General features: G+C 63.6%; 26 protein-coding genes. 10 read left to right on the top strand and 16 right to left on the bottom strand.

What is annotated here, in order from left to right:
• Positions 1-103 precede the first annotated feature (103 nt).
• From hisG to hisS, 4 genes are all read right to left on the bottom strand, one after another.
• The gene (gene hisG / locus FF124_RS07380) at positions 104-793 is read right to left on the bottom strand and encodes an ATP phosphoribosyltransferase (protein WP_138747864.1); all 690 of its coding nucleotides are present in this window, start codon (positions 791-793) and stop codon (positions 104-106) included.
• Positions 790-1,917, bottom strand: coding sequence for an ATP phosphoribosyltransferase regulatory subunit (locus FF124_RS07385; RefSeq protein WP_138748184.1), 1,128 nt, complete (start codon positions 1,915-1,917; stop codon positions 790-792). Before FF124_RS07385 ends, hisG begins: the two co-directional genes overlap by 4 nt.
• A gap of 76 nt (positions 1,918-1,993) precedes the next feature.
• Positions 1,994-2,356 carry a VOC family protein gene (locus tag FF124_RS07390; protein WP_138747865.1) on the bottom strand — a complete coding sequence of 121 codons (363 nt, stop codon included), beginning with the start codon at positions 2,354-2,356 and terminating at the stop codon, positions 1,994-1,996.
• A 241-nt stretch (positions 2,357-2,597) separates the two neighbouring features.
• Positions 2,598-4,232, bottom strand: coding sequence for a histidine--tRNA ligase (gene hisS / locus FF124_RS07395; RefSeq protein WP_138747866.1), 1,635 nt, complete (start codon positions 4,230-4,232; stop codon positions 2,598-2,600).
• A gap of 152 nt (positions 4,233-4,384) precedes the next feature.
• On the opposite strand from hisS, the gene FF124_RS07400 reads away from it, so the two are divergent.
• Positions 4,385-5,053 (top strand): DNA-3-methyladenine glycosylase I, encoded by a 669-nt coding sequence (locus FF124_RS07400; protein WP_138747867.1) that lies wholly within the window; start codon positions 4,385-4,387, stop codon positions 5,051-5,053.
• 5 nt (positions 5,054-5,058) lie between these two features.
• Here the strand turns inward: FF124_RS07400 and FF124_RS07405 are convergent, their stop codons facing one another.
• The gene (locus FF124_RS07405) at positions 5,059-5,943 is read right to left on the bottom strand and encodes a LysR family transcriptional regulator (RefSeq protein WP_138748185.1); all 885 of its coding nucleotides are present in this window, start codon (positions 5,941-5,943) and stop codon (positions 5,059-5,061) included.
• A gap of 101 nt (positions 5,944-6,044) precedes the next feature.
• Here FF124_RS07405 and FF124_RS07410 point away from each other — a divergent pair, with 101 nt between their 5' ends.
• Entirely contained in the window at positions 6,045-7,094 is a 1,050-nt protein-coding gene (locus tag FF124_RS07410) for a YeiH family protein (protein WP_138747868.1), read from the top strand.
• Here the strand turns inward: FF124_RS07410 and FF124_RS07415 are convergent.
• From FF124_RS07415 to FF124_RS07425, 3 genes are all read right to left on the bottom strand, one after another.
• Positions 7,091-7,738, bottom strand: a complete 648-nt coding sequence (locus FF124_RS07415; protein WP_187326855.1) for a DNA-3-methyladenine glycosylase I — start codon at positions 7,736-7,738, stop codon at positions 7,091-7,093. The genes FF124_RS07410 and FF124_RS07415 overlap by 4 nt on opposite strands.
• A gap of 157 nt (positions 7,739-7,895) precedes the next feature.
• A complete protein-coding gene (locus tag FF124_RS07420; protein ID WP_187326856.1) occupies positions 7,896-9,230 on the bottom strand; it encodes a DUF8173 domain-containing protein in 1,335 nt (444 codons plus the stop codon).
• Between the two features lie 129 nt (positions 9,231-9,359).
• The gene (locus tag FF124_RS07425; protein WP_138747871.1) at positions 9,360-10,259 is read right to left on the bottom strand and encodes a hydrogen peroxide-inducible genes activator; all 900 of its coding nucleotides are present in this window, start codon (positions 10,257-10,259) and stop codon (positions 9,360-9,362) included.
• A 161-nt stretch (positions 10,260-10,420) separates the two neighbouring features.
• On the opposite strand from FF124_RS07425, the gene katA reads away from it, so the two are divergent.
• Positions 10,421-11,920 (top strand): catalase KatA, encoded by a 1,500-nt coding sequence (gene katA / locus FF124_RS07430; RefSeq protein ID WP_138747872.1) that lies wholly within the window; start codon positions 10,421-10,423, stop codon positions 11,918-11,920.
• A gap of 54 nt (positions 11,921-11,974) precedes the next feature.
• On the opposite strand, the gene FF124_RS07435 is transcribed toward katA, so the two are convergent.
• Positions 11,975-12,904, bottom strand: a complete 930-nt coding sequence (locus FF124_RS07435; protein ID WP_138747873.1) for an AraC family transcriptional regulator — start codon at positions 12,902-12,904, stop codon at positions 11,975-11,977.
• Between the two features lie 92 nt (positions 12,905-12,996).
• Here FF124_RS07435 and FF124_RS07440 point away from each other — a divergent pair, with 92 nt between their 5' ends.
• Positions 12,997-13,731: an SDR family oxidoreductase gene (locus FF124_RS07440; RefSeq protein WP_138747874.1), complete on the top strand. Its 735-nt coding sequence runs from the start codon at positions 12,997-12,999 to the stop codon at positions 13,729-13,731.
• Positions 13,732-13,738: 7 nt separating this feature from the next.
• On the opposite strand, the gene FF124_RS07445 is transcribed toward FF124_RS07440, so the two are convergent.
• On the bottom strand, positions 13,739-14,653 hold the full coding sequence (locus tag FF124_RS07445; RefSeq protein ID WP_138748186.1) for an AraC family transcriptional regulator: 915 nt from the start codon (positions 14,651-14,653) through the stop codon (positions 13,739-13,741).
• Between the two features lie 167 nt (positions 14,654-14,820).
• Between FF124_RS07445 and FF124_RS07450 the strand changes: the two genes are divergently transcribed.
• The gene (locus tag FF124_RS07450; protein WP_138747875.1) at positions 14,821-15,597 is read left to right on the top strand and encodes an SDR family oxidoreductase; all 777 of its coding nucleotides are present in this window, start codon (positions 14,821-14,823) and stop codon (positions 15,595-15,597) included.
• A gap of 99 nt (positions 15,598-15,696) precedes the next feature.
• Here the strand turns inward: FF124_RS07450 and FF124_RS07455 are convergent, their stop codons facing one another.
• Positions 15,697-16,647, bottom strand: a complete 951-nt coding sequence (locus FF124_RS07455; RefSeq protein WP_138747876.1) for a LysR substrate-binding domain-containing protein — start codon at positions 16,645-16,647, stop codon at positions 15,697-15,699.
• 268 nt (positions 16,648-16,915) lie between these two features.
• Here FF124_RS07455 and FF124_RS07460 point away from each other — a divergent pair, with 268 nt between their 5' ends.
• Entirely contained in the window at positions 16,916-17,191 is a 276-nt protein-coding gene (locus FF124_RS07460) for a YjiS-like domain-containing protein (protein ID WP_138747877.1), read from the top strand.
• Between the two features lie 230 nt (positions 17,192-17,421).
• Here FF124_RS07460 and FF124_RS07465 read toward each other — a convergent pair whose 3' ends face one another.
• The 4 genes from FF124_RS07465 to FF124_RS07480 form a co-directional block, all read right to left on the bottom strand.
• A complete protein-coding gene (locus FF124_RS07465; RefSeq protein ID WP_138747878.1) occupies positions 17,422-17,781 on the bottom strand; it encodes a VOC family protein in 360 nt (119 codons plus the stop codon).
• 79 nt (positions 17,782-17,860) lie between these two features.
• Positions 17,861-19,234, bottom strand: a complete 1,374-nt coding sequence (locus FF124_RS07470; RefSeq protein WP_138747879.1) for a glutamate--cysteine ligase — start codon at positions 19,232-19,234, stop codon at positions 17,861-17,863.
• A 139-nt stretch (positions 19,235-19,373) separates the two neighbouring features.
• Positions 19,374-20,111: a 16S rRNA (uracil(1498)-N(3))-methyltransferase gene (locus FF124_RS07475; protein WP_138747880.1), complete on the bottom strand. Its 738-nt coding sequence runs from the start codon at positions 20,109-20,111 to the stop codon at positions 19,374-19,376.
• A gap of 77 nt (positions 20,112-20,188) precedes the next feature.
• Complete coding sequence (locus FF124_RS07480) at positions 20,189-20,659, bottom strand: NUDIX hydrolase (RefSeq protein WP_246072285.1); 471 nt, start codon at positions 20,657-20,659, stop codon at positions 20,189-20,191.
• A gap of 259 nt (positions 20,660-20,918) precedes the next feature.
• Between FF124_RS07480 and FF124_RS07485 the strand changes: the two genes are divergently transcribed.
• Complete coding sequence (locus tag FF124_RS07485) at positions 20,919-21,083, top strand: DUF1328 family protein (protein ID WP_024708223.1); 165 nt, start codon at positions 20,919-20,921, stop codon at positions 21,081-21,083.
• 13 nt (positions 21,084-21,096) lie between these two features.
• Here the strand turns inward: FF124_RS07485 and FF124_RS07490 are convergent, their stop codons facing one another.
• The gene (locus FF124_RS07490) at positions 21,097-21,990 is read right to left on the bottom strand and encodes a LysR family transcriptional regulator (RefSeq protein WP_138747881.1); all 894 of its coding nucleotides are present in this window, start codon (positions 21,988-21,990) and stop codon (positions 21,097-21,099) included.
• Positions 21,991-22,113: 123 nt separating this feature from the next.
• Between FF124_RS07490 and FF124_RS07495 the strand changes: the two genes are divergently transcribed.
• From FF124_RS07495 to FF124_RS07505, 3 genes are read left to right on the top strand one after another with little or no spacing between them, the layout of a single operon-like run.
• Positions 22,114-23,550 (top strand): FAD-binding oxidoreductase, encoded by a 1,437-nt coding sequence (locus FF124_RS07495; RefSeq protein ID WP_138747882.1) that lies wholly within the window; start codon positions 22,114-22,116, stop codon positions 23,548-23,550.
• The gene (gene glcE / locus FF124_RS07500) at positions 23,543-24,766 is read left to right on the top strand and encodes a glycolate oxidase subunit GlcE (protein ID WP_138747883.1); all 1,224 of its coding nucleotides are present in this window, start codon (positions 23,543-23,545) and stop codon (positions 24,764-24,766) included. Before FF124_RS07495 ends, glcE begins: the two co-directional genes overlap by 8 nt.
• Entirely contained in the window at positions 24,763-25,140 is a 378-nt protein-coding gene (locus tag FF124_RS07505) for a DUF4870 family protein (protein WP_138747884.1), read from the top strand. Before glcE ends, FF124_RS07505 begins: the two co-directional genes overlap by 4 nt.
• Positions 25,141-25,144: the final 4 nt, after the last annotated feature.

The following is a 25,144-nucleotide window of genomic DNA, read 5'->3' on the forward strand; positions in this document are numbered from 1 at the left end:
GCAAAAAAGTGTCGTCCGGACCAAAAAATGACGATTCCGCTGAATCGTCACCATATATCGGTGGAACAATCGCGTCCCTGGCAACAAGGGGTTGCGTCACCCCTTACCCACGCATCGCGGCGAGAATTTCGCCGATCACCGGATCGCTCTCATGCGACGGTTTTTTCGCGCGCACGAAGCAGGCCTCCGATTTGAGGATCACCCCGTCGGCGAGAATCTTCAGGTGGTTGGCTCTGAGCGTCGAGCCGGTGGAAGTGATATCGACGATGATATCGGCCTGGCCGGCCATGGGCGCGCCTTCCGTCGCCCCGAGGCTCTCGACAATGCGATAGAGCTGGATGCCATGCTTGGCGGTGAAGAACTGCTGCGTCAACCGCCAGAACTTCGTCGCGATCGCCAGACGGCGGCCGTGACGGCTGCGGAATTCGGACGCCACGTCATTGAGATCGGCCATGGTGTCGACATCGAGCCATATTTCCGGGACGGCCACGACCACATCGGCCTGGCCGAAGCCTAGCCGGGAGACGAACTCCACCCGGGCATCGGCGTCCGCCACGTTCTCGCGCACCACATCCTCGCCGGTAACCCCGAAATCCACCGCGCCATTGCCGACCTCGCGCGAAATCTCGGACGCCGAGAGAAAGGCGATCTCGATATCCGGCCGGCCGCGCACCTGGCCGCGATAGGAGCGGTCATTGCCATTGGTCTCGACCGGAAAGCCCGCCCTTTCGAGCGCCTGTTCCGCGCCTTCCTTGATCCGGCCCTTGGAGGGCAGCGCAATGGTGACGGTCATGTTTTTCCTCCGGCGCGTTCGATCCGGTCGAGCCACAGCGAAAAGCCGACGGCGGGAATATGGTCGCTGGCGCCGAGAAGCGTCAGAAGCCGGTCATAGCGTCCGCCACCGGCCAGAAGCGCGCCGCGTTCACCGGCCTCGGCGATCTCGAAAACAAGCCCGGTATAGTAGTCGAGCGGCCGGCCGAAGGCGGCGCGATAGGTGATCGCAGCCACATCGACGCCCGCCGCCGCAAGCGCCGCGATGCGGGCCTCGAACGCGCCGATCGCCGCGCCGATGTCGAGATCGAATTTTGCCGAGAAGGCGGCAAGTTCGGACGATGCCGCGTCAAGACCGATTTCGAGCGACAGAAAGCTCGTCAGCGCCTCCAGCGCATCGGCATCGAGGCTGGTGACGGAAAGCGCCAGCTTCTCCTTCAGCCGCCGTGCGATCTCTTCCGGGCTGCGACTGGCATTGGTGGAATAGCCGGTGGCCTGCATGGTCTCGTCGATATGGGCAACCAGCCCCGTCTCGTCGCCATCGGCCAGAAAGGCGGCGACGCGACGGTCGAGGCCGGAAACGGGCTGCGGGCGGGCAAGCGTTTCCAGAAGCGCCTCAAGCCGGGCGTGGTTGCCGAAGGCCTGGATCAGCCGCTTCTGCCAGCCGCCGGGAAGGCCGAGCGCGCGCACCACGGCTTCGAAGATCGCCTGGTCGCCGAGCGTGACGGCAAGAGGCTCGCCCGGAAGGCAGGCGCCAAGCGCTTCCCACGCATCGGCGATGGCGCGGGCATCGGCGGCGGCGACATCCGCCGTGCCGAGATCCTCGATACCCGCCTGGAAGAACTCGTCCGCCCCGTCCTCGCGCGCCTGGCGGAACACCATGCCGCAATAGGCATAGCGCATCGGCGTGCCGGCATTTTCGGCGATGTGACGGCGGCAGACGGGGATGGTGAATTCCGGACGCAGGCACAGGCTCTCGCCCGTCTCGCTCTCGGTCATGAAGATGCGGCGGCGCAGCGCCTCGCCGGTCATGTCCAGAAACGGCGCGGCGGGCTGGATCAGCGGCGTATCGGTCAGGACCGTTTCGCGCGCGGCAAAGACGGAAAGGATCGCGGCGGCGCAATCCGGCAGGCTGGTGGACGGCATCATTGTCCCATCATCATTCACGTTGGTGCATCCGATGACCATCCTTTGCGGCAAAAGTCAACGATTGCGGCCCGCTTCAGCCCAAAACCTGCATCAGTTCGATCCGGTTGCCGAAAGGATCATAAACATAGGTCCGCAGGAAGCCCTCAAGCGGCGCGTCCGGTTTCACCACGTAACCCGCCTTTTCCACCGCCGCAGCAATCGCCGCGACATCATCGACCAGATAAGCCGGATGCGCCTTTTTCGCGGGCCGGAATTCCTTCTCGACGCCGAGATGAATGCGCAATTCTTCGCGCTCGAACCAGCACCCGCCGCGCGCCTTCAGATTGTCAGGCTTCTCCGCCTCCGGCACGCCAAGCACGCCTTGATAAAACGCCCGCGCCTCGTCTTCCCGGCCCTCGGGCATGGCGAGCTGGATGTGGTGGATGGATTTCAGCATGGCGGCTTCCCCTTGTGAGAATGGCATCTGCCCCTGCGGATGCGATGGCTCCATGGGCGAGCATGCCCACCAGACAATCTCCCCCCTTGAGGGGGAGATGTCGCGAACGCGACAGAGGGGGCATGGAGCGCTGGCTGCCAGTTCTGAATCTGTCGGGGAGCTTCACCCCCCTCTGCCCCTGTCGGGGCATCTCCCCCTCAAGGGGGGAGATTATGAGAGCATCTACCTGCCCCCGGCTCAGTTACCCGGCCCGCTGCCGATCCTCCGCCTGCGCGTCCAGCATGGCGCGCACCTTTGCCACCAGATCGCCTTCCGGCACGGTTTCCTGCGCCACGCGGGCCTCGCGCCATTCGGCATTGTCCTCGATCTCGCCGGACAAGCGCTTGCCCTCGATCAGGTCCTTGATCTGGACGACGCCTTGTGAGCGCTCATCACCGCCCTGGATGATGGCAATGGGGCAGCCGCGGCGGTCGGCATATTTGAGCTGGTTGCCGAATTTCTTCCAGTTGCCCTGATACATCTCGGCGCGGATGCCGGCTGCGCGCAGCTCCTGCGTCATCTTCTGGTAGCGGCCCATGGCCTCGGCATCGCCATCCATGACGGTGACGAGCACCGGCTCGATGATCTCGGACGCGCCGAGCTTGCCGAGATTCTTCAGCGCCGTCATCAGCCGCGACACGCCAATGGAAAAGCCCGTCGCAGGAACCGGCTGGCCCATGAAGCGCGACACCAGCCCATCATACCGCCCGCCACCGCCGACCGAGCCGAACACGACCTTTTCGCCCTTTTCATTGGTGACGTCGAAGGTGAGTTCGGCTTCGTAGACGGGGCCGGTGTAGTATTCGAGGCCTCTGACGACGGAGGGATCGATCTTGATGCGACTTTCATATCCCGCCGCCCTGAAAAGAGTCGCCATTTCGAGCAGCTCATTATAGCCTTCGAAGCCACTAACAGTGGCGTCCGCATCCCCTCCAAACGTCTGGAACGCAGCCCTGATTACTCCCAATGGCATAGAATATATGCCTTCGCGTGCCCGCTCAGCGTTTTCTATGTCTTCCTCAGATGGGACTCGGTATGAGGGCCTACGGGGGTCCTCGGTGTAAAAGGCAGCGGTGCGCCCCTCAAAGCAAGCGAATATAAACTCGAATTTCTCAATTTCCTCGGATGTAAGGCCTGCGCCTTTTGTAAAATCTCCCGACTCGTCTTTACGTCCCTCACCAAGAAGCAACTTGACGCCTTCGACGCCGAATTTATCCAACTTATCGACAGCCCGAAGAACAGTTAGCCTTTTCAAGGCATCTTCTGCCCCGTTAAGGCCGATAGCTTCTAACACTCCGTCCAACACCTTCCGGTTGTTCACGCGGATAACATACTGTCCATCTAAACCTAGCGCCTGCATGGTGTCCGCCATAAGCATACACATGTCAGCGTCCGTACGAACATGCGGCGCGCCGACGACGTCGGCGTCGAACTGCATGAACTGGCGGAAGCGGCCGGGGCCGGGTTTCTCGTTGCGGAAAACGTAGCCGGCGCGATAGGTGCGGTAGGGAAGCTGGATGTCGTTGAAATTCTCCGCGACATGGCGGGCGAGCGGAGCCGTCAGGTCGTAGCGCAGGCTCATCCACTGCTCGTCATCATCGGTCAGCGAGAACACGCCCTCGTTCGGGCGGTCCTGGTCGGGCAGGAATTTGCCCAGCGCGTCGGTATATTCGAACAGCGGCGTTTCCACCGGATCGAAGCCGTAATTCTCGTAGACCGCCTTGATCTTCGCCGTCATTTCCTCGGTGGCTCGGATATCGGCGGCCGAGCGGTCGACAAAGCCGCGCGGCAGGCGGGCCTTCAGTTTCTGCGGCTTCTTTTTCTTCTTGTCGCTCATGGGATCCGTGTCTCTCGGTCAAAATCTGGCGCAGTCTTAGAAGATGCGCGCCCGCGCGGCAAGGCTTTGCGCTGCGAAGAAGCCGCAAGACCGGCTTTCCAAACATGGCGAAAGCCGTATTCTGCCGGCAAGGAAACCGGAGGGGCGACGACATGCATTCCTTTGATGAAATCTACGCCATCGCGGCGCAGCGGAAAGGCGGCGCGGAGGCGGTGGAGGCGGCGCTTCAACGCCCTGCCCCGGCGAAGGAAATCCGCGACCGGCCCGATGACCGCTACCTCTCGATGATGACCCGTTGCATCTTCAACGCCGGCTTCAACTGGAAGGTCGTCGATGCCATGTGGCCGGGGTTCGAGGCGGCCTTCGAGGGCTTTGATATCGGCCACTGCCTGATGCTGCATGACGAGGATTTCGAGCGGCTGGTCTCCGACACCCGCATCGTCCGCCACGGCCAGAAGATCCGCGCCGTGCAGGAAAACGCCCGTTTCATCGCGTCGCTTGCGGAAGAGCACGGTTCGGCGGGCGCATTTTTCGCCGGCTGGCCGGTGGAGGATTATGTCGGTCTTCTGGACGCCCTGAAAAAGCGCGGCACCCGGCTCGGCGGCAATACCGGGCAATATTTCCTGCGCTTTTCCGGCATCGACAGTTTTGTTCTGTCCTCAAGTGTCATCAACCGACTGATCGCCGAGGGCGTCGTCGACAAGCCGCCCTCGTCGAAATCGTCCATGGCGGCGGTTCAGACAGCGTTTAACGCGTGGCGCGTTCAGTCCGGTCGCTCGCTCACCGAAATCTCCCGCGTTCTCGCCGTCAGCATCGACTGACCGGCTCAGGCATCAAGCGAGAAGGCCACAAGCTCGCTCGCGGCCTTGCTGAGATGCCGTTCCCTGTGGCGCAAAAGCTGAAAGGCGCGCGACGGCAGGTCGAAATTGACACGCTTCAGCCCGCCCGACGCGAGCCACGGGTCGGCAACCGCGCCGGAAATCGCCGTCGCCGCATGGCCGGAGCGCACGGCCGACAGCACCGCTTCGTTCGAGGGCAGCACCATCACCACGTTGAGGTCTTCGGGCGCAATGCCGAAATCGGCCATGGCGTGTTCAAATTCAAAGCGGGTGCCGGAGCCCTCCTCGCGCAGCACGAAGGCCACCTGCCGGGCAAGCTCGCCGGGCGTCACCGGCCGCCCGTCCGCCAGCGGGTGGGTGGGCGCGACCACCACCATCAGCGCGTCGTCGGTGAGGTGGCGCTTGGCCAGCAGCGGATTGTCGAGCGTGCCCTCGATATAGCCAAGCTCCGCCTCGCCGCCGGCGACAGCCTCGGCGACTGCCATGGTGTTGCCGATCGAAAGCTGCAACGCGATGCCGGGATAGCGCGCGTGAAAACGCATCAGCACCTGCGGCAGCCAGTAGCTGGCAATCGTCTGGCTGGCGAAGACCGAGAGCGCCCCGCGCTCCAGCCCGCCAAGTTCGCCCAGCACGCGCTCGGCAGAGCGAACGCGCGCAAGGGTCGCCCGCGCCTCTTCTAGGAAGGCCCTGCCCTCCGCCGTCAGCGCGATGCCGCGTCCGACGCGATCGAACAGCGTGACGGAATAGAAATCCTCAAGCTTGCGAATGGCGCTGGAAACGGCGGATGGCGTCAGATGCAGCGCTTCGGCCGCCCGCGTCAGGTGCTCGCGCTCGGCAACCGCCACGAACACCACCAATTGTTCAAGGGTCATCATGGCAGAACATTCTCTTTAATCGAACAAAACGTCAATTATTATTCGATGGAAGGCGATATTTGAGCATGTCATGCTTTGCGCAACACAGGATCCCCACCATGCGCATCGCCGTCGAAACCGAACAAACCCATCCCTGGACCGGACGCTTCATTTCGCTGGCCCCCGGGATATTGCTGTCCTCGATCGTCGCGCTGGCGGCCTTTGGGCTGGAAGCGGCCGAGGTGCGCCTGACCGAACATCGTTTCATCGAAAACCTGGTGCTCGCCATCCTCATCGGCACGGCCATCCGCTCGCTCGTCTATCTGCCGGCGGCCTTCAATGCCGGCATTCGCTTCTGCGAGAAATTCGTGCTGGAAGTGGCGATCGTGCTGCTCGGCGCCTCGATCAGCGTTCAGGCGCTGAAAGCCGCCGGCCCGGCGCTGGTGCTCGGCATCGTCTTCACCGTGATTGCGGCGATTGCCATTTCCTATGGCATCGGTCGCGGCCTCGGGCTGAAGCACAAGCTCGCCACGCTGGTTGCCTGCGGCAATTCCATCTGCGGCAATTCGGCGATCGCGGCTGCCGCCCCGGTCATCGACGCGGAGCCGGAGGATATCGCCTCGGCCATCGCCTTTACCGCCGTTCTCGGCGTCATCATGGTGCTGGCGCTGCCCCTTGCGCTGGTCGGCCTGGGCTTGACCGCGCCGCAATATGGCGTGCTCTCCGGCCTCACCGTCTATGCCGTGCCGCAGGTGCTCGCCGCCGCCCAGCCGGGGGGTGTGATCGCGGTGCAGACCGGCACGCTGGTCAAGCTCATCCGGGTGATGATGCTCGGCCCGGTGCTTTTCGCGCTCGGCATGACCGCGCGCGCCGCCTCATCCGGCACCGGCGCCAAGGTGAAGCTGAAGCATATCGCGCCGTGGTTCATCATCGGCTTTGCCTTGATGATGGCGCTGCGGTCTGCCGGCGCCATTCCGGAAGGGCTCGTCCAGCCGCTCGCCCATACCTCGAACGCGCTGACCGTGCTCGCCATGGCGGCGCTGGGCCTCTCGGTCGACATCCGCTCGCTCGGCCGCGCCGGCGGTCGGGTGATCGCCACCGCGATCCTCTCCATCGGCGTTCTGACGGCCATCGCGCTCGGCCTGATCTTCGCGCTGCAGATCGGCTAATGTGATGGGAGCGCCGGGCGGACCAGCTCCGCCCTCAGCCTTTCCACCGCGCCCCGGCAGCAGCAGCCCTCGATATGGTCGTTGACGAGGCCCATGGCCTGCATGAAGGCATAGACCGTGGTCGGGCCGACAAATTTCCAGCCGCGTTTCTTCAATTCCTTGGAAATCCTGACGGAAGCCGGCGTGGTCGGGTTGGCCATCAGCGTGTCGAGATCGACAACGGCGGGACGTTCCGCCACCCCCGGCTCGCGCGCCCAGAACCAGGCTGCGAGCGAACCGAATTCACGCTCCATTTCGATCGCGAGGGCGGCGTTGTTGATCGTCGCCTCGATCTTGCCGCGATGGCGGATGATCCCGGCATTGCCGAGAAGACGCTCGACATCGGCCTCACTGTAACGGGCGATCCTGTGATAGTCGAAGCCGTCAAAGGCCACGCGGAAATTCTCGCGCTTCCTCAGGATCGTCAGCCAGGACAGCCCCGACTGGAAGCCTTCCAGGCAGATCTTCTCGAACAGCCGGAAATCGTCGGTGACCGGCCGGCCCCATTCCTCATCGTGATATCTGAGATAGTCCGGCAGGTTGCCATGCCAGGCGCAACGCCTGCGCCCGTCCTCGCCTTCGATGAGGCCGGCTATCTCGGTCATTGCGCTCTCCATCCGTCCTGATTCGTCGATGCAGTCAGAAAAGACCGGCGCGAGGCCCTTGGCAAGCCGGACCCCGCTGTTTCAAACCCGGCGCCAAAGCCCTTGGCCCTGGCGCAGGGCATAGCCGCAGAACGCTTCCATTCAAGCCTGAAGGGCTCTATATCTTCGGGTCGAAGGATGCGTCGCTCGCCGGCGAACCGTCGGCCGGCTTGTCCTCCACCGCTGCCGGAGAAACAGGCACGTTCCCGCTCTCCTCGCGGCGCGCCATCATGCCCTTGCCGCAGACAGCGGCGATGGCGCCGAGGCCGATCAGCACCACGGCGAGATTGATGATCCAGCCGAAGAACCAGAGGTAATGCGTGAGCGACAGAAGCACGATGCCCGCCGCGGTCGCCAGCAGCTTGTTTGTCAGCGACGGCGAGATCGGCTTGATCTTCGACAGGATGCCCCAGGCGAAGGCGTAGGCAGCAACCAGGTAGGACAATATGCACGCCGCGACAATCAGCAGGATAACGAAGGGGATGAGAACGATACCGACGATGGTGATGGCGGCCACCGGCACCGCGCCAACCAGCATGGACAGCGCCAAAAAGCCATAGCAGAGCGAAGCAAAGGGCTTCGCCATCAGCCGCACCCTGATCGTCTCGGTGCGCGCCGGCGCGAAGTTGAAGAAGATCGCAGCGACGATGACATAAGCGATCAGCGTGACGAGGAAACCTGCAAGCAGCGCCCAGACGTTGTCATCGTCATGACCGAAGGTCTTTTCTCCGGCGACCTTGACCACTTCCTTTCCGGCCGCGATTTCGGCTGCCGTGCGCACCGCGCCGTTTTCGCGCAGGTCGTGAAGCGCCTCGCCCGCTGCCGTCATCTGCGCCAGCGACGAAAGCGCCGCGCCGGCGATGCGCCGATGCGTGACGCGATCGGCCGAAATCACGCTTTCGGGAATCTCGATGTCCTGCGGCCCCACATAGGAGAGAAGGCCGTCGATCTTCGCGTTCGGTCCGAAGGTCAGGTTGTCGACGGCCAGCATCACGTCGCCGGTGATCTCGGTATTGATGGTGATGTCCTGCGCAACCGCCAGCAGGCTACCGGCAAGGTCGGCGTCAATCTCGATCGTGCGGGCGGCGATCCGGCTGTTGCCGCCGATCGTGGCGTTCTTTTCGAGCGAGACCGAATAGCCGGAGGCTGAAAGGTCGCCGCCGACCGGCCCGTCGATCGCGATCCAGAAGCCTGCCGCGTAGAGATCGCCGGAAACCGGCGCGTCAACGCTGACATGGCCGCCGGCGATATGGGCGTCCTTGGTCACCGCCGCGTCAATGGAGGCGGAAAAACCGGAGACGAAGGCGCTGCGGCCGCTGTCGGTGTCCAGATTGGCGGTCTGGCCGCTCACATACGTGTCGCCGCCGAACACCATGAGATCGTCGTCGGCCAGTGCCGTTGCCGGCAACAGCGCCAGAACGGCCGCCGCGGCCAACCGAATTGTTCTATCCATCATGATGTCCCTCTCGTCATCTCTTGCGCCGGCGCCCGGCACATGTGCCCGCAATCATGCCGTGTCTTCGGCAAAATAGCTATGACCGCCGACAAGGCGATGACAGAAATCCCGACCTTTATCGAAAAATCAGCCGTCCCGATCCGTTCGGCAGGCGATCACGGCTTCGGTGAGCGCGGAAAAATCATCCGTGCGCTTGTCCGACCGTCGCCAGGCAAGGCCGATGGCGCGCGACGGCACCGGCTCAGCGAAGGGCAGGATCGTAAGCGCGGTGCGCGCGGTCTCCGCCGGGATCGCCATTTCGGGGATCAGCGTCATGCCCATGTCGTTCGCCACCATCTGCAAAAGCGTCGTCATCGAGGTTGCCCCGACATTGACGATCGACCGGCGCGGCGTGCGCGCGCAAAGCGCCAGCGCCTGGTCGCGCAGGCAATGCCCCTCTTCCAGCAGAAGCAGCCGGTCCGGAACGATACTGGCCTCCGTCAAGGGCGAAGCCAGAATGGTGGTGTTGTTGCGCGCCACAGCCATGAAGAACCGGTCGTCGAACAGTTTCTGCGCCAAAAGCCCGTCGCGCTCCAGCGGCAGGGCGGCAACAACCGCATCCAGCGCGCCCTCCTCGAGATCGTCAAGCAGGCGGTCGGTCACCGCCTCCTTGAGCGCGATCTCCGCGTCGGGAAACCGCGCGTTCAGATAGGGCACGAGCCTCGGGATGAGATAAGGCGCCACCGTCGGGATCAGACCGATGGAAAACGGGCCGGAAAGCGGCGCGGCCGATGGCCTTGCAGCGCGCTCCAGCTCGGCCATGGCGGAAAGCACCGTGCCGGCATGGGCAAGCACCCGCCTGCCCTCCCGCGTCAAAAGGATCTGCTTCCGGCCACGTTCGACAAGGCGCGCGCCGAGATCCGCCTCCATTTCCATGATCTGGGCGGAGAGCGCCGGCTGGCTGACATGAACGGCGGCGGCGGCCCGGCCGAAATGGCCCTCGCGGGCCAGCGCCTCGAAATAGCGAAGTTGTCTCAGTGTGACCATAGGAAATACTTATCGAATAATACGGAAATCACAATTGGAAATTATTTCACCGCGGTGCGAAGATTTCGCTCAAGACCAGAGACGTCCGGCGCGCCACCGGAAAAGGCCCCTCAGGCGGCCGGAAGACAGCCAGGAAAACAGGCGAAAAGAAGGAGGAAACCATGACCGACAAGAAACCGACATTGACCACGACGGCGGGTGCCGCCCTGCCGGACAACCAGAACTCGATGACTGCCGGCCCGCGCGGCGGGGTGATGATCCAGGACTACCAGCTCATTGAAAAGCTGGCCCACCAGAACCGTGAACGCATTCCGGAGCGCGTCGTCCACGCCAAGGGCTGGGGCGCGTTTGGCACGCTGAAGATTACCGGCGACATCTCGAAATATACCAAGGCCAGGTGTCTCCAGCCGGGCGCGGAAACGCCGATGCTCGCCCGCTTCTCCACCGTTGCCGGCGAACTGGGCGCGGCGGACGCCGAGCGCGACGTGCGCGGCTTCGCGCTGAAATTCTACACCGAGGATGGCAACTGGGATCTCGTCGGCAACAACACGCCGGTATTCTTCGTCCGCGACCCCTACAAGTTCCCGGATTTCATCCACACGCAAAAGCGCCATCCGCGCACCAATCTGCGCTCGCCGAAGGCGATGTGGGATTTCTGGTCGCTGTCGCCGGAAAGCCTGCATCAGGTGACGATCCTGATGTCGGATCGCGGCATTCCTGTCGACCCGACCTTCATGAACGGCTACGGCTCGCACACCTATTCGCTCTGGAACGATGCCGGCGAACGGTTCTGGGTCAAGTTCCACTTCAAGACCGAGCAGGGCCACAAGCACTACACCAATGACGAGGCCGAAAAGCTGATCGGCAAGAGCCGCGAGACCTATCAGGAAGCGCTCTTCGACAAGGTCGAGAACGGCGATTATCCGCGCTGGAAGGTGCAGGTTCAGATCATGCCGGAGGCGGACGCCGACAAGACGCCCTACAACCCCTTCGACCTCACCAAGGTCTGGCCGCATGGCGACTATCCGCCGATCGATATCGGCGTGATGGAGTTGAACCGCAACGCCGACAATTACTTCGCCGAAATAGAACAGGCGGCGTTCTCGCCCTCCAACATCGTGCCCGGCATCTCGCATTCGCCGGACAAGATGCTGCAGGCCCGCATCTTCTCCTATGCCGACGCCCATCGCTATCGCCTCGGCACCCATTACGAGGCGCTGCCGGTCAACGCGCCGAAATGTCCGGTCCATCACTACCACAAGGATGGCCAGATGAACTTTTTTGGCCAGAAGACCGGCGCGACCGACGCCTATTACGAGCCGAACAGCATGGGCGGCGCGGTCGAGGACAGGTCGGCCATGGAACCGCCGCTGGCGATCGAAGGCGACATGAGCCGGTTCAACCACCGCGAGGGCAATGATGATTTCAGCCAGCCGCGCGCGCTGTTCGAACTCTTCGACGATGGCCAGAAATCACGCCTGTTCGACAATGTGGCGGCCGCCATGGGCGGCGTCCCGGGCGAGATCATCGAACGGCAGCTCGCCCTGTTCAAGCAGGTCCATCCGGACTACGAAGCCGGCGTGCGCGCCGCGCTGAAGGAAGCCCACGGCTACGAGGCCAATGCGATCTCGACGCCGGGAACCCCGGACGCGGCTGAATAAGAGAGGCCTTTGAAAAAACGCATGAAGGCCGACGCCGAGTGTGTCGGCCTTTTCTTATGCGCGCCTGGCAGCCTGCCCACGCAGTGCTGCACGCGGTGAGCGGCCCTTGATTCGCTTGAAGGCGACGCCGAAGGCGCTTTGCGAGCCGTAGCCGAGCAGGCCTGCCACCTCCGAGACGCTTCTGCCGCGGTGGATGAGGTCTTCGGCAACCTGCATGCGCCAGCGCAGGACATAATCGATCGGGGCGCGGCCGATCGCCTTGCGGAACCCCTGCGAAAACGCCGTGCGCGACATGCCGGCGATGCCCGCCAGCGCGGCGACCGTCCAGTTCCGCTCCGGGTTCGCGTGGATCGCGTCCAGCGCCGCGCCAAGACGCCTGTCGGTCAACGCGCCGATCCAGTTGCTCTGGCCAGGGACCGCGGTGGTCTCGCCCTCGCGGGCGGAGATCGCCCGCAGCATCTGCACCAGCAGCATGTCGGTCAGATGTCGCCGCATCATCTCCGCGCCGATATCGGTGCGGGTGAATTCGCTCTCCAGGCTCTGCAGCGTCCGGCTGATCTGGGCGGCGGACGGCGCTTGCGCGGGGATCAGCATCAGCGGCGGCAGGGCGTCACCCAGAAGATGCGCGTGCAGGGGGCTGGCGCGATACGCCCCGCCGATCATTACCACCTCGTCACCGCCATAACGGCCGGTATCGGACTGTGTCCAGTCGATAACGCGCGCGCCATCCTCCGGCGGAAGGGCCGGATCGCTTGCAAGCACGTAGGACGGATATTGCGACAGCAGGAACACATCGCCGGCGCGCAGGCGTATCGGCGGCCTGTCGCCATGCAGCATGAAGCAGGTCCCCTTGAGGACGGCAGCAAACTTGATCGCGCTCTTTTCAGGAAACCGCAGCGACCAGTCGCCGCCCGCCTCAAAGCGGGTGCAGCGGGCACTGCGCAGGTCGAGCAGGTTGAAGAGCGTCGTGAGTGTGTCGGTCATGAGATGAACGTTCGCTACAATAATATGGACGAAACACTATAGAACGAACGGAAGCCGCGCGATATCTCCTTCAGCAGAAAAGGAGATCATCCATGGAAAATGTGAAGGACAAGGTCATCGCGATCACCGGCGCCAGCAGCGGCATCGGCCGCGCCACGGCCGTGACGCTGGCGGAAGCCGGCGCGCGCCTGGTTCTCGGCGCCCGCCGCGCCGAGCGGCTGGAGACGCTTGCCGCCGAAATCGAGGCCGCCGGCGGAACCGCCATTGCGCACGAAACCGACGTGACCGACCGCGCCTCCGTGCAGCGCCTCGTTGATCGCGCGACGGAGACGTTCGGCCGGCTCGACGTGTTCATCGGCAATGCCGGCGTCGGGCCGATCTCCGGCCTCGACGATCTGCGCGTCGCCGACTGGGAGGCGATGGTGGACGTCAATTTCAAGGGCGCGCTCTATGGCATCGCGGCAACGCTGCCCGTCTTCCGCCGCCAGTCGGCCGGGCACTTCATCAGCGTGATATCCGTTGCGGGGCTGCGGGTGGTGCCCGGAATGGCGGTCTACGCCGCCACCAAGAATGCCGTACGCACCCTGCATGAGGGCCTGCGGCAGGAAGCGGGACCCGATCTGCGCGTTACCGGCATCTCGCCCGGCTATGTCCGCACCGAATTCGGCGATGCCATTCCTGATCAGAAACTGAGAGAACAGGTCGCAAGCGGCATGGACATGGCAATTTCTCCGGAAGCCATCGCCCGGTCGATCCTGTTCGCGATTGCCCAGCCGGCCGATGTCGATATCGGCGATATCGTCATCCGGCCGACGGCTCAGGGCTGAAGCGATTTCATTCCGCCGCCGCCTTGATCTCCGCCCGCGCGAAATGGGCGGGCGCAAGGCCGGTATGGCGGGTGAAGGCGAGGCTGAAGGCGCTGGACGAGCCATAGCCGACCCGTTCCGCGATGGCGGCCACCGGCAACTGGCCGCGCTTGAGCATGTCCTTTGCGAGGATCATCCGCCAGCGGTAGAGATATTCCATCGGCGGCACGCCCATGGTGCGGCTGAAGCGGGCGAAGAAGGAGGAGCGCGACAGGGCCGCCAGATCGGCAAGCGCGTCCACCGTCCAGGCGCAGGCGGGGTCGCGATGCATCGCCCGGATCGACTCGGCGAGCATCTGGTCGGCGAGACCGCGCAAGAGGCCGGGCGCGGAATCGGAAGCCGCCGTCGACCTCAACGCCTCGATGAACAGCACTTCCAGCAAGCGTTCGAGCACGACATCGCGCGCCGGACGCTTCGACAGCGTTTCGTCGCGCACCAGCCTGGCGAGCGCGGCGAGCCGTTCGTCGCGGCGCACGACCACGGTTTCCGGCAGCAGCGCAACCAGCAGTGCCGCATCCGGCGATCCGAAGACGCAATGGCCGACGAGATACTGGCAGTCGGCCGGCCCCTCAGCCCGTCCGACCCTGAGCGCGCCATTGCCGAGATGAACCGGCGTCGTCACCACTCCGGCTTCCGGCGCCGCGTCCGCGCTGGTGGTGGTGAAGCCGAAGGAGGACGGCACCAGCACGAAATCGCCCGCCGCGAGTTCGACGGGATCGCGGCCATCGGCCTGGAACCGGATCGCGCCCTCCAGCACCAGGCCATAGAACACCTGGCCGGTCTGGTCTCGGCGGACGCGCCACGGCCCCGCGCCGGTGACCCATTTGGAATAGGGCGCGCGCGGTTGCAGGAATGAGACGATATCGGCGAGCGGATCAGTCAAAACCGGACTTTCAATGATGTGAACGCGATGCTCCATTATGGTGCGTCCGGGCGCCCCTGTCTATATTGGCATTGTCGGCACGGCGTTTCGTGCCTGTCGTTTTCACCCATTCAGTTCAGCCGGCAGCGGGCGCATCCGCGCCTGTCGCGCCGCGCAAAGGAGTTCCCATGAAAACCGTTCTCATCACCGGCTGCTCATCCGGCTTCGGCCTTGAAACCGCAAAAACCTTTCTCGATCGCGGCTTCAGGGTGATCGCCACGATGCGTAAACCGGACGCCGCGCTGCTTCCCGCATCCGACAACCTGAAAATTCTGCCGCTCGACGTGACGGACCCGGACAGCATTGCCGCCGCGGTCGAAGCCGCAGGGCCGATCGATGTCCTCGTCAACAATGCCGGCATCGGCTGGCTCAACGCCCTGGAAGGCACGTCTGTCGAGGTCATCCGCAAGATTTTCGAGACGAATACGATCGGCGTGATGGCGCTGACCCAGGCCTTTCTGCCGCAGTTTCGCGCCCGCAAGTCCGGCATGATCGTCAATGTCACGTCCTCTGTCACGATCCGGCCGCTGCATCTTCTTGCGGTCTATACGGCCAGCAAGGCGGCCGTGAACGCCTTTTCCGAGTGCCTGGCGCTGGAGCTTGCGCCCTTCGGCATTGACGTGCGGATCGTGCTGCCCGGGCGAGCTCCGGCCACCGATTTCGGCAGGAACGCGGCCGCGCTTTCGCCCGAGGGCATGAACATTCCTGAAGCCTATCAGGAGATTGCCGACGGCGTCTTCCGGCAATGGGCCGATGTCCCGGCGGATCTGGTGACGCATCCAGGCGATGTCGCAGAGGCGGTCCTGCAGGCGGCGACCGATCCGGCCATGCCAATTCGCATTGCGGCCGGAGCGGATGCGAAGGCCGAGATGGCTGCCCTTGAAGGCGGCACGGCGTTCGCCTGACTTCCCGCTGGAGAAACAACGGGCTTTTTGGCCCGAGACGATAAAAGGCCGGCGCATGACGCGCCGGCCCCTGTTCGTTCTCCGCGTGACGGGACAAGCCTACCAGCTTGCCGCAACATGGGCCGGCTTCAGCCGCTGCGAACGCGACAGCGCCTTGCCGTCTATCTCGAAGCCCGGCGCGATCTCGACGGCGCTGATATTGTCGAGCGAGGCGATAATGTGGTTGGAGAGCGCCGTCGTCAGCGAGGCGGAGGCGCCGGGCCGCTTCATCAGGCCGATCTGCACCGGCGGCAGCGGCGGGAAGCCGTCAGCCTGGGTCAGCACGCGCATGCCGTTGCGCAGCGCCGATTCCGGCAGGATCGAGATCGCCATGCCGGCAAGAACGGCCGACGCCACCACCGTTGCCGACCAGCTGGTAAACAACACGCGATAGTCTCGGTCGACGCCCTCCAGCGCTGCAATGGCAAGCTGTCGCCAGCGGCAATCTCGCCGTCCGACGGCAAGCGGCACCGGCCGGTCGACCGGCAGCGCGTGGTTGGCGGACGCCACCCAGCACAAGGGTTCGGTGCGCACCACTTCCGAGTCACGCGTGCGCGGATTGTGGGTGACCAGCGCCATATCGAGTTCGCCCTGCTTCAGCCGCTCCACGAGATCGTTGGAATCCTCGCAGACGATGTAGAGCTCGACATTGGGATGGGACTTGGCGAACCGGTTGATGATGTCCGGCATGTAGCGGTCGGCATAGTCATCCGGCGTGCCGATGCGGATCGAGCCCTCGAGACGATTGTCGTCAAAGGCGGCGATCGCCTCGTTGTTGAGGCGAATGATCCTCCGGGCGTAGTTCAAAAGCTTGTCGCCCTCATCCGTCAGCCGCACGCCGCGACCGTCCTTGGTGAAGAGCTGCTTGCCGATCCGGTCCTCAAGCCGGCGCATCTGCATGGAAACCGCCGACTGGGTCTTGAACACCTGTTCGGCGGCGCGGGTGAAAGAGCCATTGTCGACGATGGCGACGAACGTCTGAAGCTGATCGATATCCAAAGGCGCAACCATGAAACCACCTATCAAGTCTATTGATGTTTGATATTAAAAACATTCGTTGGACTGATCAATAAGGAATCGCCATTTTGTCAAGCAACGAGACGGACAATCCGTTTGCCGACAGAAAAGCCAGTTGCATGTTTCGGGTGGCTGTGGGGCGAAAATTCCGGTTTGTTCGTCAAAGGCCGGCGACAATCGCGCGCGATACCGCGCTGAGGGGATTGTTTCCGGGATCAGTTCAAACGGGCCGCGTCCGGCGGCCCGACCGAAGGAGGCGACGATGTCGTTGATGGAAAGAGCGTCTGACAGCCGGGCCCTGGCGCACCGGCCCCACTCCCTTTTGGCGGGCCTCGCCGCCCTGCGCGCTGCGCTTTCGCGCTTTACGAAGAACCGTTCGGCCATTCGCTACATGGCTGATATGGACGATGCGCTGCTGAAAGACATCGGCCTGACGCGCACCGATGTGGAACAGGCTTATATGAGCTCGATCCGGGAAAACCCGATGGTGGACCTGAAGCGGGCCGCCTGCAACCGTTCGCAGCGCATGGTGATCTGACGAACCCTGTCGCCGGGCTGAAAGAGCATGACGCCTTGTTTGGCGCCGGCGGCGGGATTTGTGCACCGGGGTTCCGAAATCCTGGCTTTCCTCAAGTTTTGGCGTTGGTTTGACGGCCGTTGTCCCAACCGCGGCCCGAAGAAAAGCGTCATTTTCCCCGCAGGGTGGTTCAGCCTTCACTCTGCATTTTGCCCGGAAACATTGGTTTCCGGGCTTTTTTTGTGCCGGCCTCATCCGCCCTCGTCCGGCTGCCAGAGCTCGAGCGGATTGCCTTCGGGATCGTGGATGCGGGCAAAGCGGCCGACGCCCGGCATGTCCCATTCCGGATTGGTGATCACCGCGATGCCGGCCGCCCGCAGGCTGGCGCAGAGGCCCTCGAGGTCATCGACCCGCAGGTTGAGCATAAAGCCGCGGTCTTCAGGAAAATAGTCGGTATCGGCCGGAAAGGGCGCGAACACCGAAGGACCGGCCATCGTCTCCCAGATCCCGTAGGGCGCCGACCCGACGCCGAGATGTTTCACATACCAGGCGCGAAGCGCCTCCGGCTCGCGCGCACGAAAGAAGAAACCGCCAATACCTGTGACAGCCATCGCCAAGCCTCCGCGTGAAGCGAAAACTATAGACCCGGAACGTCGAAAAATCTTCCGGTGATTTTTCGGGTTTCCGGCCTCAATACTGGAATTCGGCGAACAGCGGGTCGACCGAACCGTTCCAGCGACCATGATAGAGCGCCAGAAGGTCCTCGGCGAAGGTCGCCTTCTTGGCCATGATCTCGTCGAGCGTCATCAGGAAGACCGCTTCGCTCTGACCGCTGGCATTCAGATTGTTGCGGGCCTTGAGACCCGAGCGTGCGATCTCGATCGCCTCGCGGCCGACGTCAAGCAGCGGCCGCCCGCCGATCTCGGCCTTCAGCGCAAGCCGCGGCACCTCGTCGCGCAGGCGGTGGATGTCGGCGACCGACCAGTCGGCGGTCAACTGTTCGGCGGCATCCATCGCGCCGGCATCATAGAGCAGGCCGACCCAGAAGGAGGGCAGCGCGCAGATGCGTCGCCAGGTGCCGCCGTCAGCGCCGCGCATTTCCAGAAAGCGCTTCAGCCGCACATCGGGAAACAGCGTCGACAGATGGTTGGTCCAGTCGCCCATGGTCGGCTGCCATTCCTCGACCTCGCCCTTCAGCGCGCCGGCCATGAACTGGCGGAAGGTGATGTTGGTGCAGTCGCGGTAACGCCCGTCGCGAATGATGAAATACATCGGCACGTCGAGCGCCCATTCCACGTAGCGTTCGAAGCCGAACCCGGGCTCGAAGGCACAGTCGAGCAGGCCGGCACGGTTATTGTCGGTGTCGCGCCAGATATCGCCACGCCAGGAGAGAAGCCCGTTCGGCTTGCCCTCGGTAAAGGGCGAGGAAGCGAAAAGCGCGGTGGCCAGCGGCTGCAGCTTCTGTGACAGCGCCATCTTCCGGCGCATGTCGGCCTCGGAGGAGAAATCGATATTCACCTGGATCGTGCAGGTTCGGTACATCATGTCGAGGCCCTGGCTGCCGACCTTCGGCATGTAGTTGCTCATGATGCCGTAGCGCGATTTCGGCATGCGCGGCGTTTCGGCGAGCGTCCATTTCGGGCTGCCGCCGACGCCGAGAAAGCCGATGCCCATCGGTTCTGCCACCGAGCGCAGCACCGCCAGATGCCGGTTCGATTCCCGGCAGGTCTCGTGCAGTGTCTGAAGCGGCGCGCCGGAAAGCTCGAACTGGCCGCCCGGCTCCAGAGAAATCGCGCCCATGCCGGCGGGTTCGGCAAGACCGATGATGTTCTCGCCGTCCATGATCGCGTCCCAGCCGAGCTTGGCCTTCATGCCCTGAAGAATGGCCGAGATCGAGCGCTCGCCCTCATAGGGCACGGGGGAATTGTCCGCCTTGAAGAAGGGAAACTTCTCATGCTCTGTGCCGATGCGGAAATCCGCCTCGGGCTTGCAGCCGGCCTCCAGATAGGCGGCAAGTTCCGCCGTGTCGGTGATCGGCGTGGCGTCGGAAGTGTCACGGGCCATGGAAGTTCCTCGATATCGTCTGCCGGTCGGGGCCGGGTTTTCCATCGCTATTGGCCCGGTTTGTCCGGGCGATCAAGTCAATTTCCTTGAATAATGGATAAATGCACGGGACCGCGACAGGCTCCGCAAGCGGTCGGCTTTATTTCCAGTCGCCGATTGTCGCCTGGATCACCGAAAGGGCGGCGACGGCTGCCGTGTCCGCCCTGAGGATGCGCGGCCCGAGCGGAATGGGCGTGACGAAAGGAAGCGACCGCAGCATCGCCCGCTCCTCGTCCGAAAACCCGCCCTCGGGCCCGATCAGCAGCGCGAGCTTTCCTTCGCGCACCTGCCGGAGCGCGCTCACGGGGTTTTGATGCGCGTCCGCCTCGTCGCAGAAAATCAGCCGCCGCCCGGGCTCCCACTTCTCCAGAAGGTCGGCAAGCTTCACCGGTTCCAGAAGTTCGGGAACGGCGAGAACGCCGCATTGTTCGGCGGCCTCGATGATGTTGGCCGCGAGCCGGTCGCTCTTGCCGGGCTTGCCCTGAACGTGCTGGGTCATCACCGGCTGGATGCGGCCCGCGCCCATCTCGACCGCCTTTTGCACCATATAGTCCATCCGTCCGACCTTCAGCGGCGCGAACAGATAGGTCAGGTCCGCCAGGGGCGGCTGCGGCCGGGTCTGTTCCACGGGGTGAAGCATGATTTTCTTGCGGGTCGGATAGGATATCCGCGCCAGCCATTCGCCATCGCGCCCGTTGAACAGCAGAAGCTCGGCGCCTTCCTCGGCGCGGATGACATGGGCAAGATAATGAAACTGGTTCCTGTCAGCCTCGAAGGCCTCTCCGGCGGCAAGGCCGGCGTCGACATAGAGGCGCTGCAGGCGATAATTGGCGCGCATGATGGCTCCCGCGATTCGAATGCTCTCGCCGCGAAGCCTATCGGATTTCAGCGCCAATCAGAATGGCATGCGGCCCTCTACCCGTCGAGCAGGTTGATGAGTTCGATCAGCAGCGTCTTCAGCTCGCTTTCATGCACAAGTTCGGCCGCTTCCTCCGGCGTCGTCCATTTGCGGGTTCGCTCGTCGGCCTCGGGGTATTTTGATTTGGTCTTGCGCACGCGCAAGGGGTAGAGATCGACGACGCAGGGCACGGACGTGCCGTTGTCGAGCCGTTTCAGATAGGAATAATTTCCGAGAGGCTTCTCGGCGACCTTGCCCTTGATGCCGGCCTCCTCGAAGGCCTCCTGGGCGGCAACCTCGTGCGGGGCCTTGTTGGCCATCGGCCAGCCCTTGGGCGTGACCCAGCGGCCCGTGTCGCGGCTGGTGATCAGCAGCACCTCGATCGCGGTTTTTTTCTTGCTTCGGGTCAGCCTGTAGCAAAGGGCGGCATATTGCTGGCGGGCTTCGATCATGTCCGTCTCCCCAGCCAGCTTCTTCTCTGATGGCATGTCCCGCGTGTTTCCTTCCGGCAGGGCGTCCGCGAAAGTGCAGACTCAAGCAATATCCCCGCGAATTTGATAAAACCCGTTTCTATCATGGCTTGTCACCACGGAAACGGCACGCCCGTGAAGCTTTTGTGAAATTATCGGACTTTTCGGCCCTCCTCCCAACAGCAGGCCAACACGCCGCCGACAGGGCGGGAACTTTCGGCTTACATCGCCGTTTTTGTTTCAACTTACGTCAAGAAAAGCGCCGAAAGGAAATACAATGCTTGAGTGGATCCTGATATTGCTGATCATCGCGGCAGTCGCCAGCCTTCTCGGCTTTCGCGGCGTGGCGGGTCTTTCTGCCGGGATTGCCCGCGTACTGATCTTCATCGTCCTCGTCGTCATCCTGATTTCGCTGATCACCGGCATATTGATCGTCGCCTGACGCGGCCACCTGCCTACGCCCCCCAATAGGATGCGGGGGCGTAGAGCTTGGCCAGGAAATCGATGAACAGCCGCACTTTCTCCGGCAGGAAGTTGCGGCTGGGATAGACCGCAAACAGCCCGACATCGCCCGGGCTTTCATATTGTTTCAGCACCTGCACAAGCCTGCCGTCCGCAATCTCCGGGCCGATATCCCAGGTCGAGCGCAGCGCAATCCCCATGCCGGCCAGAACCGCCTCGCGCACCACCTCGCTGGAATTGGTGACGAGACGCCCTTCCGGACGCAGCGCGACCGTGCCTTCCGGCCCGGCAAGCCGCCAGTGATCGCCATTATGGGCCGGCAGGCAAACATGATGGTCGAGGTCGGCGAGGTTTTCCGGCATCCCCATTTTCTCGATATAGGACGGCGCGGCGCACAGGATGCGCTTCACCGGCGCAAGCTTGCGCGCCACGAGCGAACTGTCGCTCAGTTCGCCAATGCGGATGGCGACATCGAAGCCCTCGGCGACGATATCAACGAAAGCGTCGTTCAAAAGCAGTTCGATCTCAAGCGCCTCATGGGCGTTCATGAAGGTGGCAAGATGCGGGGCGATATGCATGCGCCCGAAGGATGTGGGCGCTGAAACCCGGAGCCTGCCCCTGACGGCGGCGGTGCGCCCCTCGACAAAGGCCTGCGCTTCCTCCGCCCCTGCCAGAACCGGCAGGATGCGCTCATAATAGCCTCGCCCGGTTTCCGTCAGCATCACTCGCCGCGTGGTTCGCTGCAGAAGGCGCGCGCCGAGCGCCTCCTCCAGCCGCTTGATGCTCTTTGAAACCACGGCCGGCGAGAGCCTCAGCTCATGCGCCGCCTCCGTCATGCTGCCGTTCGTCGCCACCCGGGCGAAGATCTCGATATCGGTCAGGTTCATAGTGGCCGCCATTTTTGCCGTATCGGAACAAGTGTTAGCATTTGTCTTGCCATAAGGCCAATGATAGAACGCGGGAGGAGACCGAAACACGCTTTGTGTTTCGCAAGATGCGGAGGTGACCCCTTGTCCGGCGCTATCGCGTTCAGCGCGCCGAAGGCCGATATTCTGGCCCGGCGGAGCGAGATTATTTCCGATCTTCAGGCCCTGCTGCCGAAGGACGCGCTCATCCACGAGGCGCGCGAACTGGTGCCTTTCGAGACGGACGGCTTCATCGCCTATACCCGCCTGCCGCTGGCCGTCTGCCTGCCGGAAACGACGCAGCAGGTGGCCAGGGTGCTGGACTATTGCCACGAGAACGGCATTCCGGTCGTCCCGCGCGGCGCCGGCACTTCGCTTTCCGGCGGCGCGATCGGCCAGGAGGACGCGATCATCCTCGGGCTTTCGCGCATGAACCGCATTCTCGACATCGACCTGCCGAACCGGATCGCGACCGTCCAGGCGGGCGTCACCAATATCGCCATTTCCGAGGCTGTGAAGCCGGAGGGCTTCTTCTACGCACCGGACCCGAGCTCGCAGCTTGCCTGCACCATCGGCGGCAATATCGGCATGAATTCCGGCGGCGCGCACTGCCTGAAATACGGCGTGACCACGAACAACCTTCTCGGCGTGAAGATGGTGCTGGTCGATGGCACGGTCATCGATCTCGGCGGCAAGGCACTTGATTCGGCCGGCTACGACCTGATGGCGCTGGTCTGCGGCTCGGAAGGCCAGCTCGGCATCATCACCGAGGCGACCGTCCGGCTTCTGGCAAGTCCGGAAGGCGCGCGGCCCGTGCTCTTCGGCTTCCCGACGTCCGAACAGGCCGGCGCCTGCGTCACCGATATCATCGCCTCCGGCATCATTCCCGTCGCCATAGAATTCATGGACAAGCCGGCGATCGAAATCTGCGAGGCCTTTGCCAAGGCCGGCTATCCGCTCGACGCCGGCGCGCTTTTGATCATCGAGGTCGAGGGCTCGGAAGACGAGATGGAGGCGATGCTCGCCGAGATCGTCGCCATTGCCGAACGCCACGGCGTGATGGCGATCCGCCGCAGCCAGTCGGCGACGGAAGCCGCCCTGATCTGGAAGGGCCGCAAATCCGCCTTCGGCGCCACCGGCCGGATCGCCGACTACATCTGCATGGACGGCACCGTGCCGCTCAGCCAGCTTTCCTACGTGCTGCAGAAAACGAGCGAGATCACCGACCGCTACGGCCTCCGGGTCGCCAATGTGTTCCATGCCGGCGACGGCAACATGCATCCCCTGATCCTCTACAATATCAACGACCCGGAAGACGCCGCGCGCGCCGAGGAAGCGGGCGCGGAAATCCTCAAGCTCTGCGTCGACGCCGGCGGCTGCCTGACCGGCGAGCACGGCGTCGGCATCGAGAAACGCGACCTGATGCGCCATCAATATTCCGACATTGACCTTCGCCAGCAGATGGCGGTGCGCGCGGCCTTCGATCCGGACTGGGTGCTGAACCCCTCCAAGGTTTTCCCGCTGGAGGGCCGCGATGACTGAACTGTTGACACCTGAAAGCGAGACGGAAGCCGCCGGCATCATCGCCCGCCATTTCGAGACGGGCGTACCGCTTGCCCTTTGCGGCGGCAATACGCGGTCGGGCTTCGGCAATCCGCAAAGGGCCGAAGCCACGCTGTCGTCGTCGACGCTTTCCGGCATCGTCTCCTACGAGCCGTCGGAAATGGTGATGACGGCGCGCGCCGGCACGCCGCTTGCCGAAATCGAGGCGGCGCTCAGGAAAAACGGCCAGTTCCTCGCCTTCGAGCCGATGGACCATCGCGGCATCATGAATACCGAGGGCACGCCCACGATCGGCGGCGTGTTTGCCGCCAATGTCTCCGGGCCCCGTCGCTTCGCCCTTGCGGGGGCTGCCCGCGACCATCTGCTGGGCGCGCGTTTCATCAACGGCAAGGGTGAGGCGATCAAGGCCGGCGGCCGGGTGATGAAGAATGTGACGGGGCTTGATCTTGCCCGGCTGATGGCGGGCTCGCACGGCACGCTCGGCTTCCTGACGGAAGTGACCTTCAAGGTGCTGCCGGCGCCGAAGGCGGCGACCACCATCATCGTCTCCGACCTGACCGATGACGACGCGATTGCGCTGATGGCAGCCGCCATGGCGCTGCCGCTGGAGGTTTCGGGCGCGGCCCACCTGCCCTACAGCGTCCGGCCCGCCTTCCTGTCCGGCGCGCTCGAAGGCGACAGTGTCACCTGCCTCAGGCTTGAGGGCCTGCCGGAATCGGTTGCCGTACGCGCGGAAAAGCTGAAGGACTATGCCGGCGCGATCGGTTCCGTCGCCGAATTGGATGCCACGAAAACCGCAACGCTCTGGCGCGAGATCCGCGACGCTGCGCCCTATGCGGAAAAATCGCTGCGCCCGCTCTGGCGCGTCAGCATAGCGCCCTCGGAAGCCGCGAAGCTCGTCGCCGACATCCGCCTTGAGGCGGCGGTCGACGCCCTTTACGATTGGCAGGGCGGACTGATCTGGATGCGCATGGATGGCGCGCCGGAACCGGGCCGGCTCAGGGCGCTGATCAAGGCCCATGGCGGCGGCCACGCCACCCTGATGCGCGCGGACCCGACGGCACGGGCGCTGATCCCCGCCTTCGAACCGCAGCCGCCGGCGATCGCCGCCCTTTCGGCGCGGATCAAGCAGAAACTCGACCCCAAGGGGATTTTCAGCCCCGGAAAGATGGCGAAAGAGGAGATGGCAGCATGAGCGACCCCCAGACGACACCGCCCAAACGGTTTGGCGACGGGTGGATGGATCCGACCAGGAACAACGTCATTCTGATCTATATCCTCTATCTCGTCAGTTGCGTGATCTTCATCGCCGGCGTCATCGGCCTGATCTCGGCCTATATGAACCGCGACAAGGCCGAGGGCTGGCTGAAGACGCATTACACCTGGGCAATCCGCACCTTCTGGATCGCGCTTCTGTTTTCGGCGATCTCCTTCGTGCTGACCTTCGTGATCATCGGCGTGTTCGGTTTCCTGGCCACCGCCGTCTGGGTCATCGTCCGCGTGATCATCGGCCTGCAGAAGGTCAACCGTTCGGAGCCGATCGAGCGCCCGGAAAGCTGGCTGGTTTAGGCGC

This window comes from Martelella lutilitoris, from assembly GCF_005924265.1.
Taxonomy (GTDB): domain Bacteria; phylum Pseudomonadota; class Alphaproteobacteria; order Rhizobiales; family Rhizobiaceae; genus Martelella; species Martelella lutilitoris.

Bases quoted from the DNA above. Each gene is read 5' to 3' on its own strand.
- hisG (WP_138747864.1), bottom strand. From the start codon at position 793: ATGACCGTCACCATTGCGCTGCCCTCCAAGGGCCGGATCAAGGAAGGC.
- FF124_RS07440 (WP_138747874.1), top strand. From the start codon at position 12,997: ATGGAAAATGTGAAGGACAAGGTCATCGCGATCACCGGCGCCAGCAGC.
- FF124_RS07385 (WP_138748184.1), bottom strand. From the start codon at position 1,917: ATGCCGTCCACCAGCCTGCCGGATTGCGCCGCCGCGATCCTTTCCGTC.
- FF124_RS07405 (WP_138748185.1), bottom strand. From the start codon at position 5,943: ATGACCCTTGAACAATTGGTGGTGTTCGTGGCGGTTGCCGAGCGCGAG.
- FF124_RS07505 (WP_138747884.1), top strand. From the start codon at position 24,763: ATGAGCGACCCCCAGACGACACCGCCCAAACGGTTTGGCGACGGGTGG.
- FF124_RS07425 (WP_138747871.1), bottom strand. From the start codon at position 10,259: ATGGTCACACTGAGACAACTTCGCTATTTCGAGGCGCTGGCCCGCGAG.
- FF124_RS07480 (WP_246072285.1), bottom strand. From the start codon at position 20,659: ATGCCATCAGAGAAGAAGCTGGCTGGGGAGACGGACATGATCGAAGCC.
- FF124_RS07470 (WP_138747879.1), bottom strand. From the start codon at position 19,234: ATGGCCCGTGACACTTCCGACGCCACGCCGATCACCGACACGGCGGAA.
- FF124_RS07455 (WP_138747876.1), bottom strand. From the start codon at position 16,647: ATGGTTGCGCCTTTGGATATCGATCAGCTTCAGACGTTCGTCGCCATC.
- FF124_RS07435 (WP_138747873.1), bottom strand. From the start codon at position 12,904: ATGACCGACACACTCACGACGCTCTTCAACCTGCTCGACCTGCGCAGT.
- FF124_RS07490 (WP_138747881.1), bottom strand. From the start codon at position 21,990: ATGAACCTGACCGATATCGAGATCTTCGCCCGGGTGGCGACGAACGGC.
- FF124_RS07450 (WP_138747875.1), top strand. From the start codon at position 14,821: ATGAAAACCGTTCTCATCACCGGCTGCTCATCCGGCTTCGGCCTTGAA.
- FF124_RS07390 (WP_138747865.1), bottom strand. From the start codon at position 2,356: ATGCTGAAATCCATCCACCACATCCAGCTCGCCATGCCCGAGGGCCGG.
- FF124_RS07465 (WP_138747878.1), bottom strand. From the start codon at position 17,781: ATGGCTGTCACAGGTATTGGCGGTTTCTTCTTTCGTGCGCGCGAGCCG.
- katA (WP_138747872.1), top strand. From the start codon at position 10,421: ATGACCGACAAGAAACCGACATTGACCACGACGGCGGGTGCCGCCCTG.
- FF124_RS07415 (WP_187326855.1), bottom strand. From the start codon at position 7,738: ATGACCGAGATAGCCGGCCTCATCGAAGGCGAGGACGGGCGCAGGCGT.
- FF124_RS07410 (WP_138747868.1), top strand. From the start codon at position 6,045: ATGCGCATCGCCGTCGAAACCGAACAAACCCATCCCTGGACCGGACGC.
- FF124_RS07420 (WP_187326856.1), bottom strand. From the start codon at position 9,230: ATGGATAGAACAATTCGGTTGGCCGCGGCGGCCGTTCTGGCGCTGTTG.
- glcE (WP_138747883.1), top strand. From the start codon at position 23,543: ATGACTGAACTGTTGACACCTGAAAGCGAGACGGAAGCCGCCGGCATC.
- FF124_RS07475 (WP_138747880.1), bottom strand. From the start codon at position 20,111: ATGCGCGCCAATTATCGCCTGCAGCGCCTCTATGTCGACGCCGGCCTT.
- FF124_RS07460 (WP_138747877.1), top strand. From the start codon at position 16,916: ATGTCGTTGATGGAAAGAGCGTCTGACAGCCGGGCCCTGGCGCACCGG.
- hisS (WP_138747866.1), bottom strand. From the start codon at position 4,232: ATGAGCGACAAGAAGAAAAAGAAGCCGCAGAAACTGAAGGCCCGCCTG.
- FF124_RS07400 (WP_138747867.1), top strand. From the start codon at position 4,385: ATGCATTCCTTTGATGAAATCTACGCCATCGCGGCGCAGCGGAAAGGC.
- FF124_RS07485 (WP_024708223.1), top strand. From the start codon at position 20,919: ATGCTTGAGTGGATCCTGATATTGCTGATCATCGCGGCAGTCGCCAGC.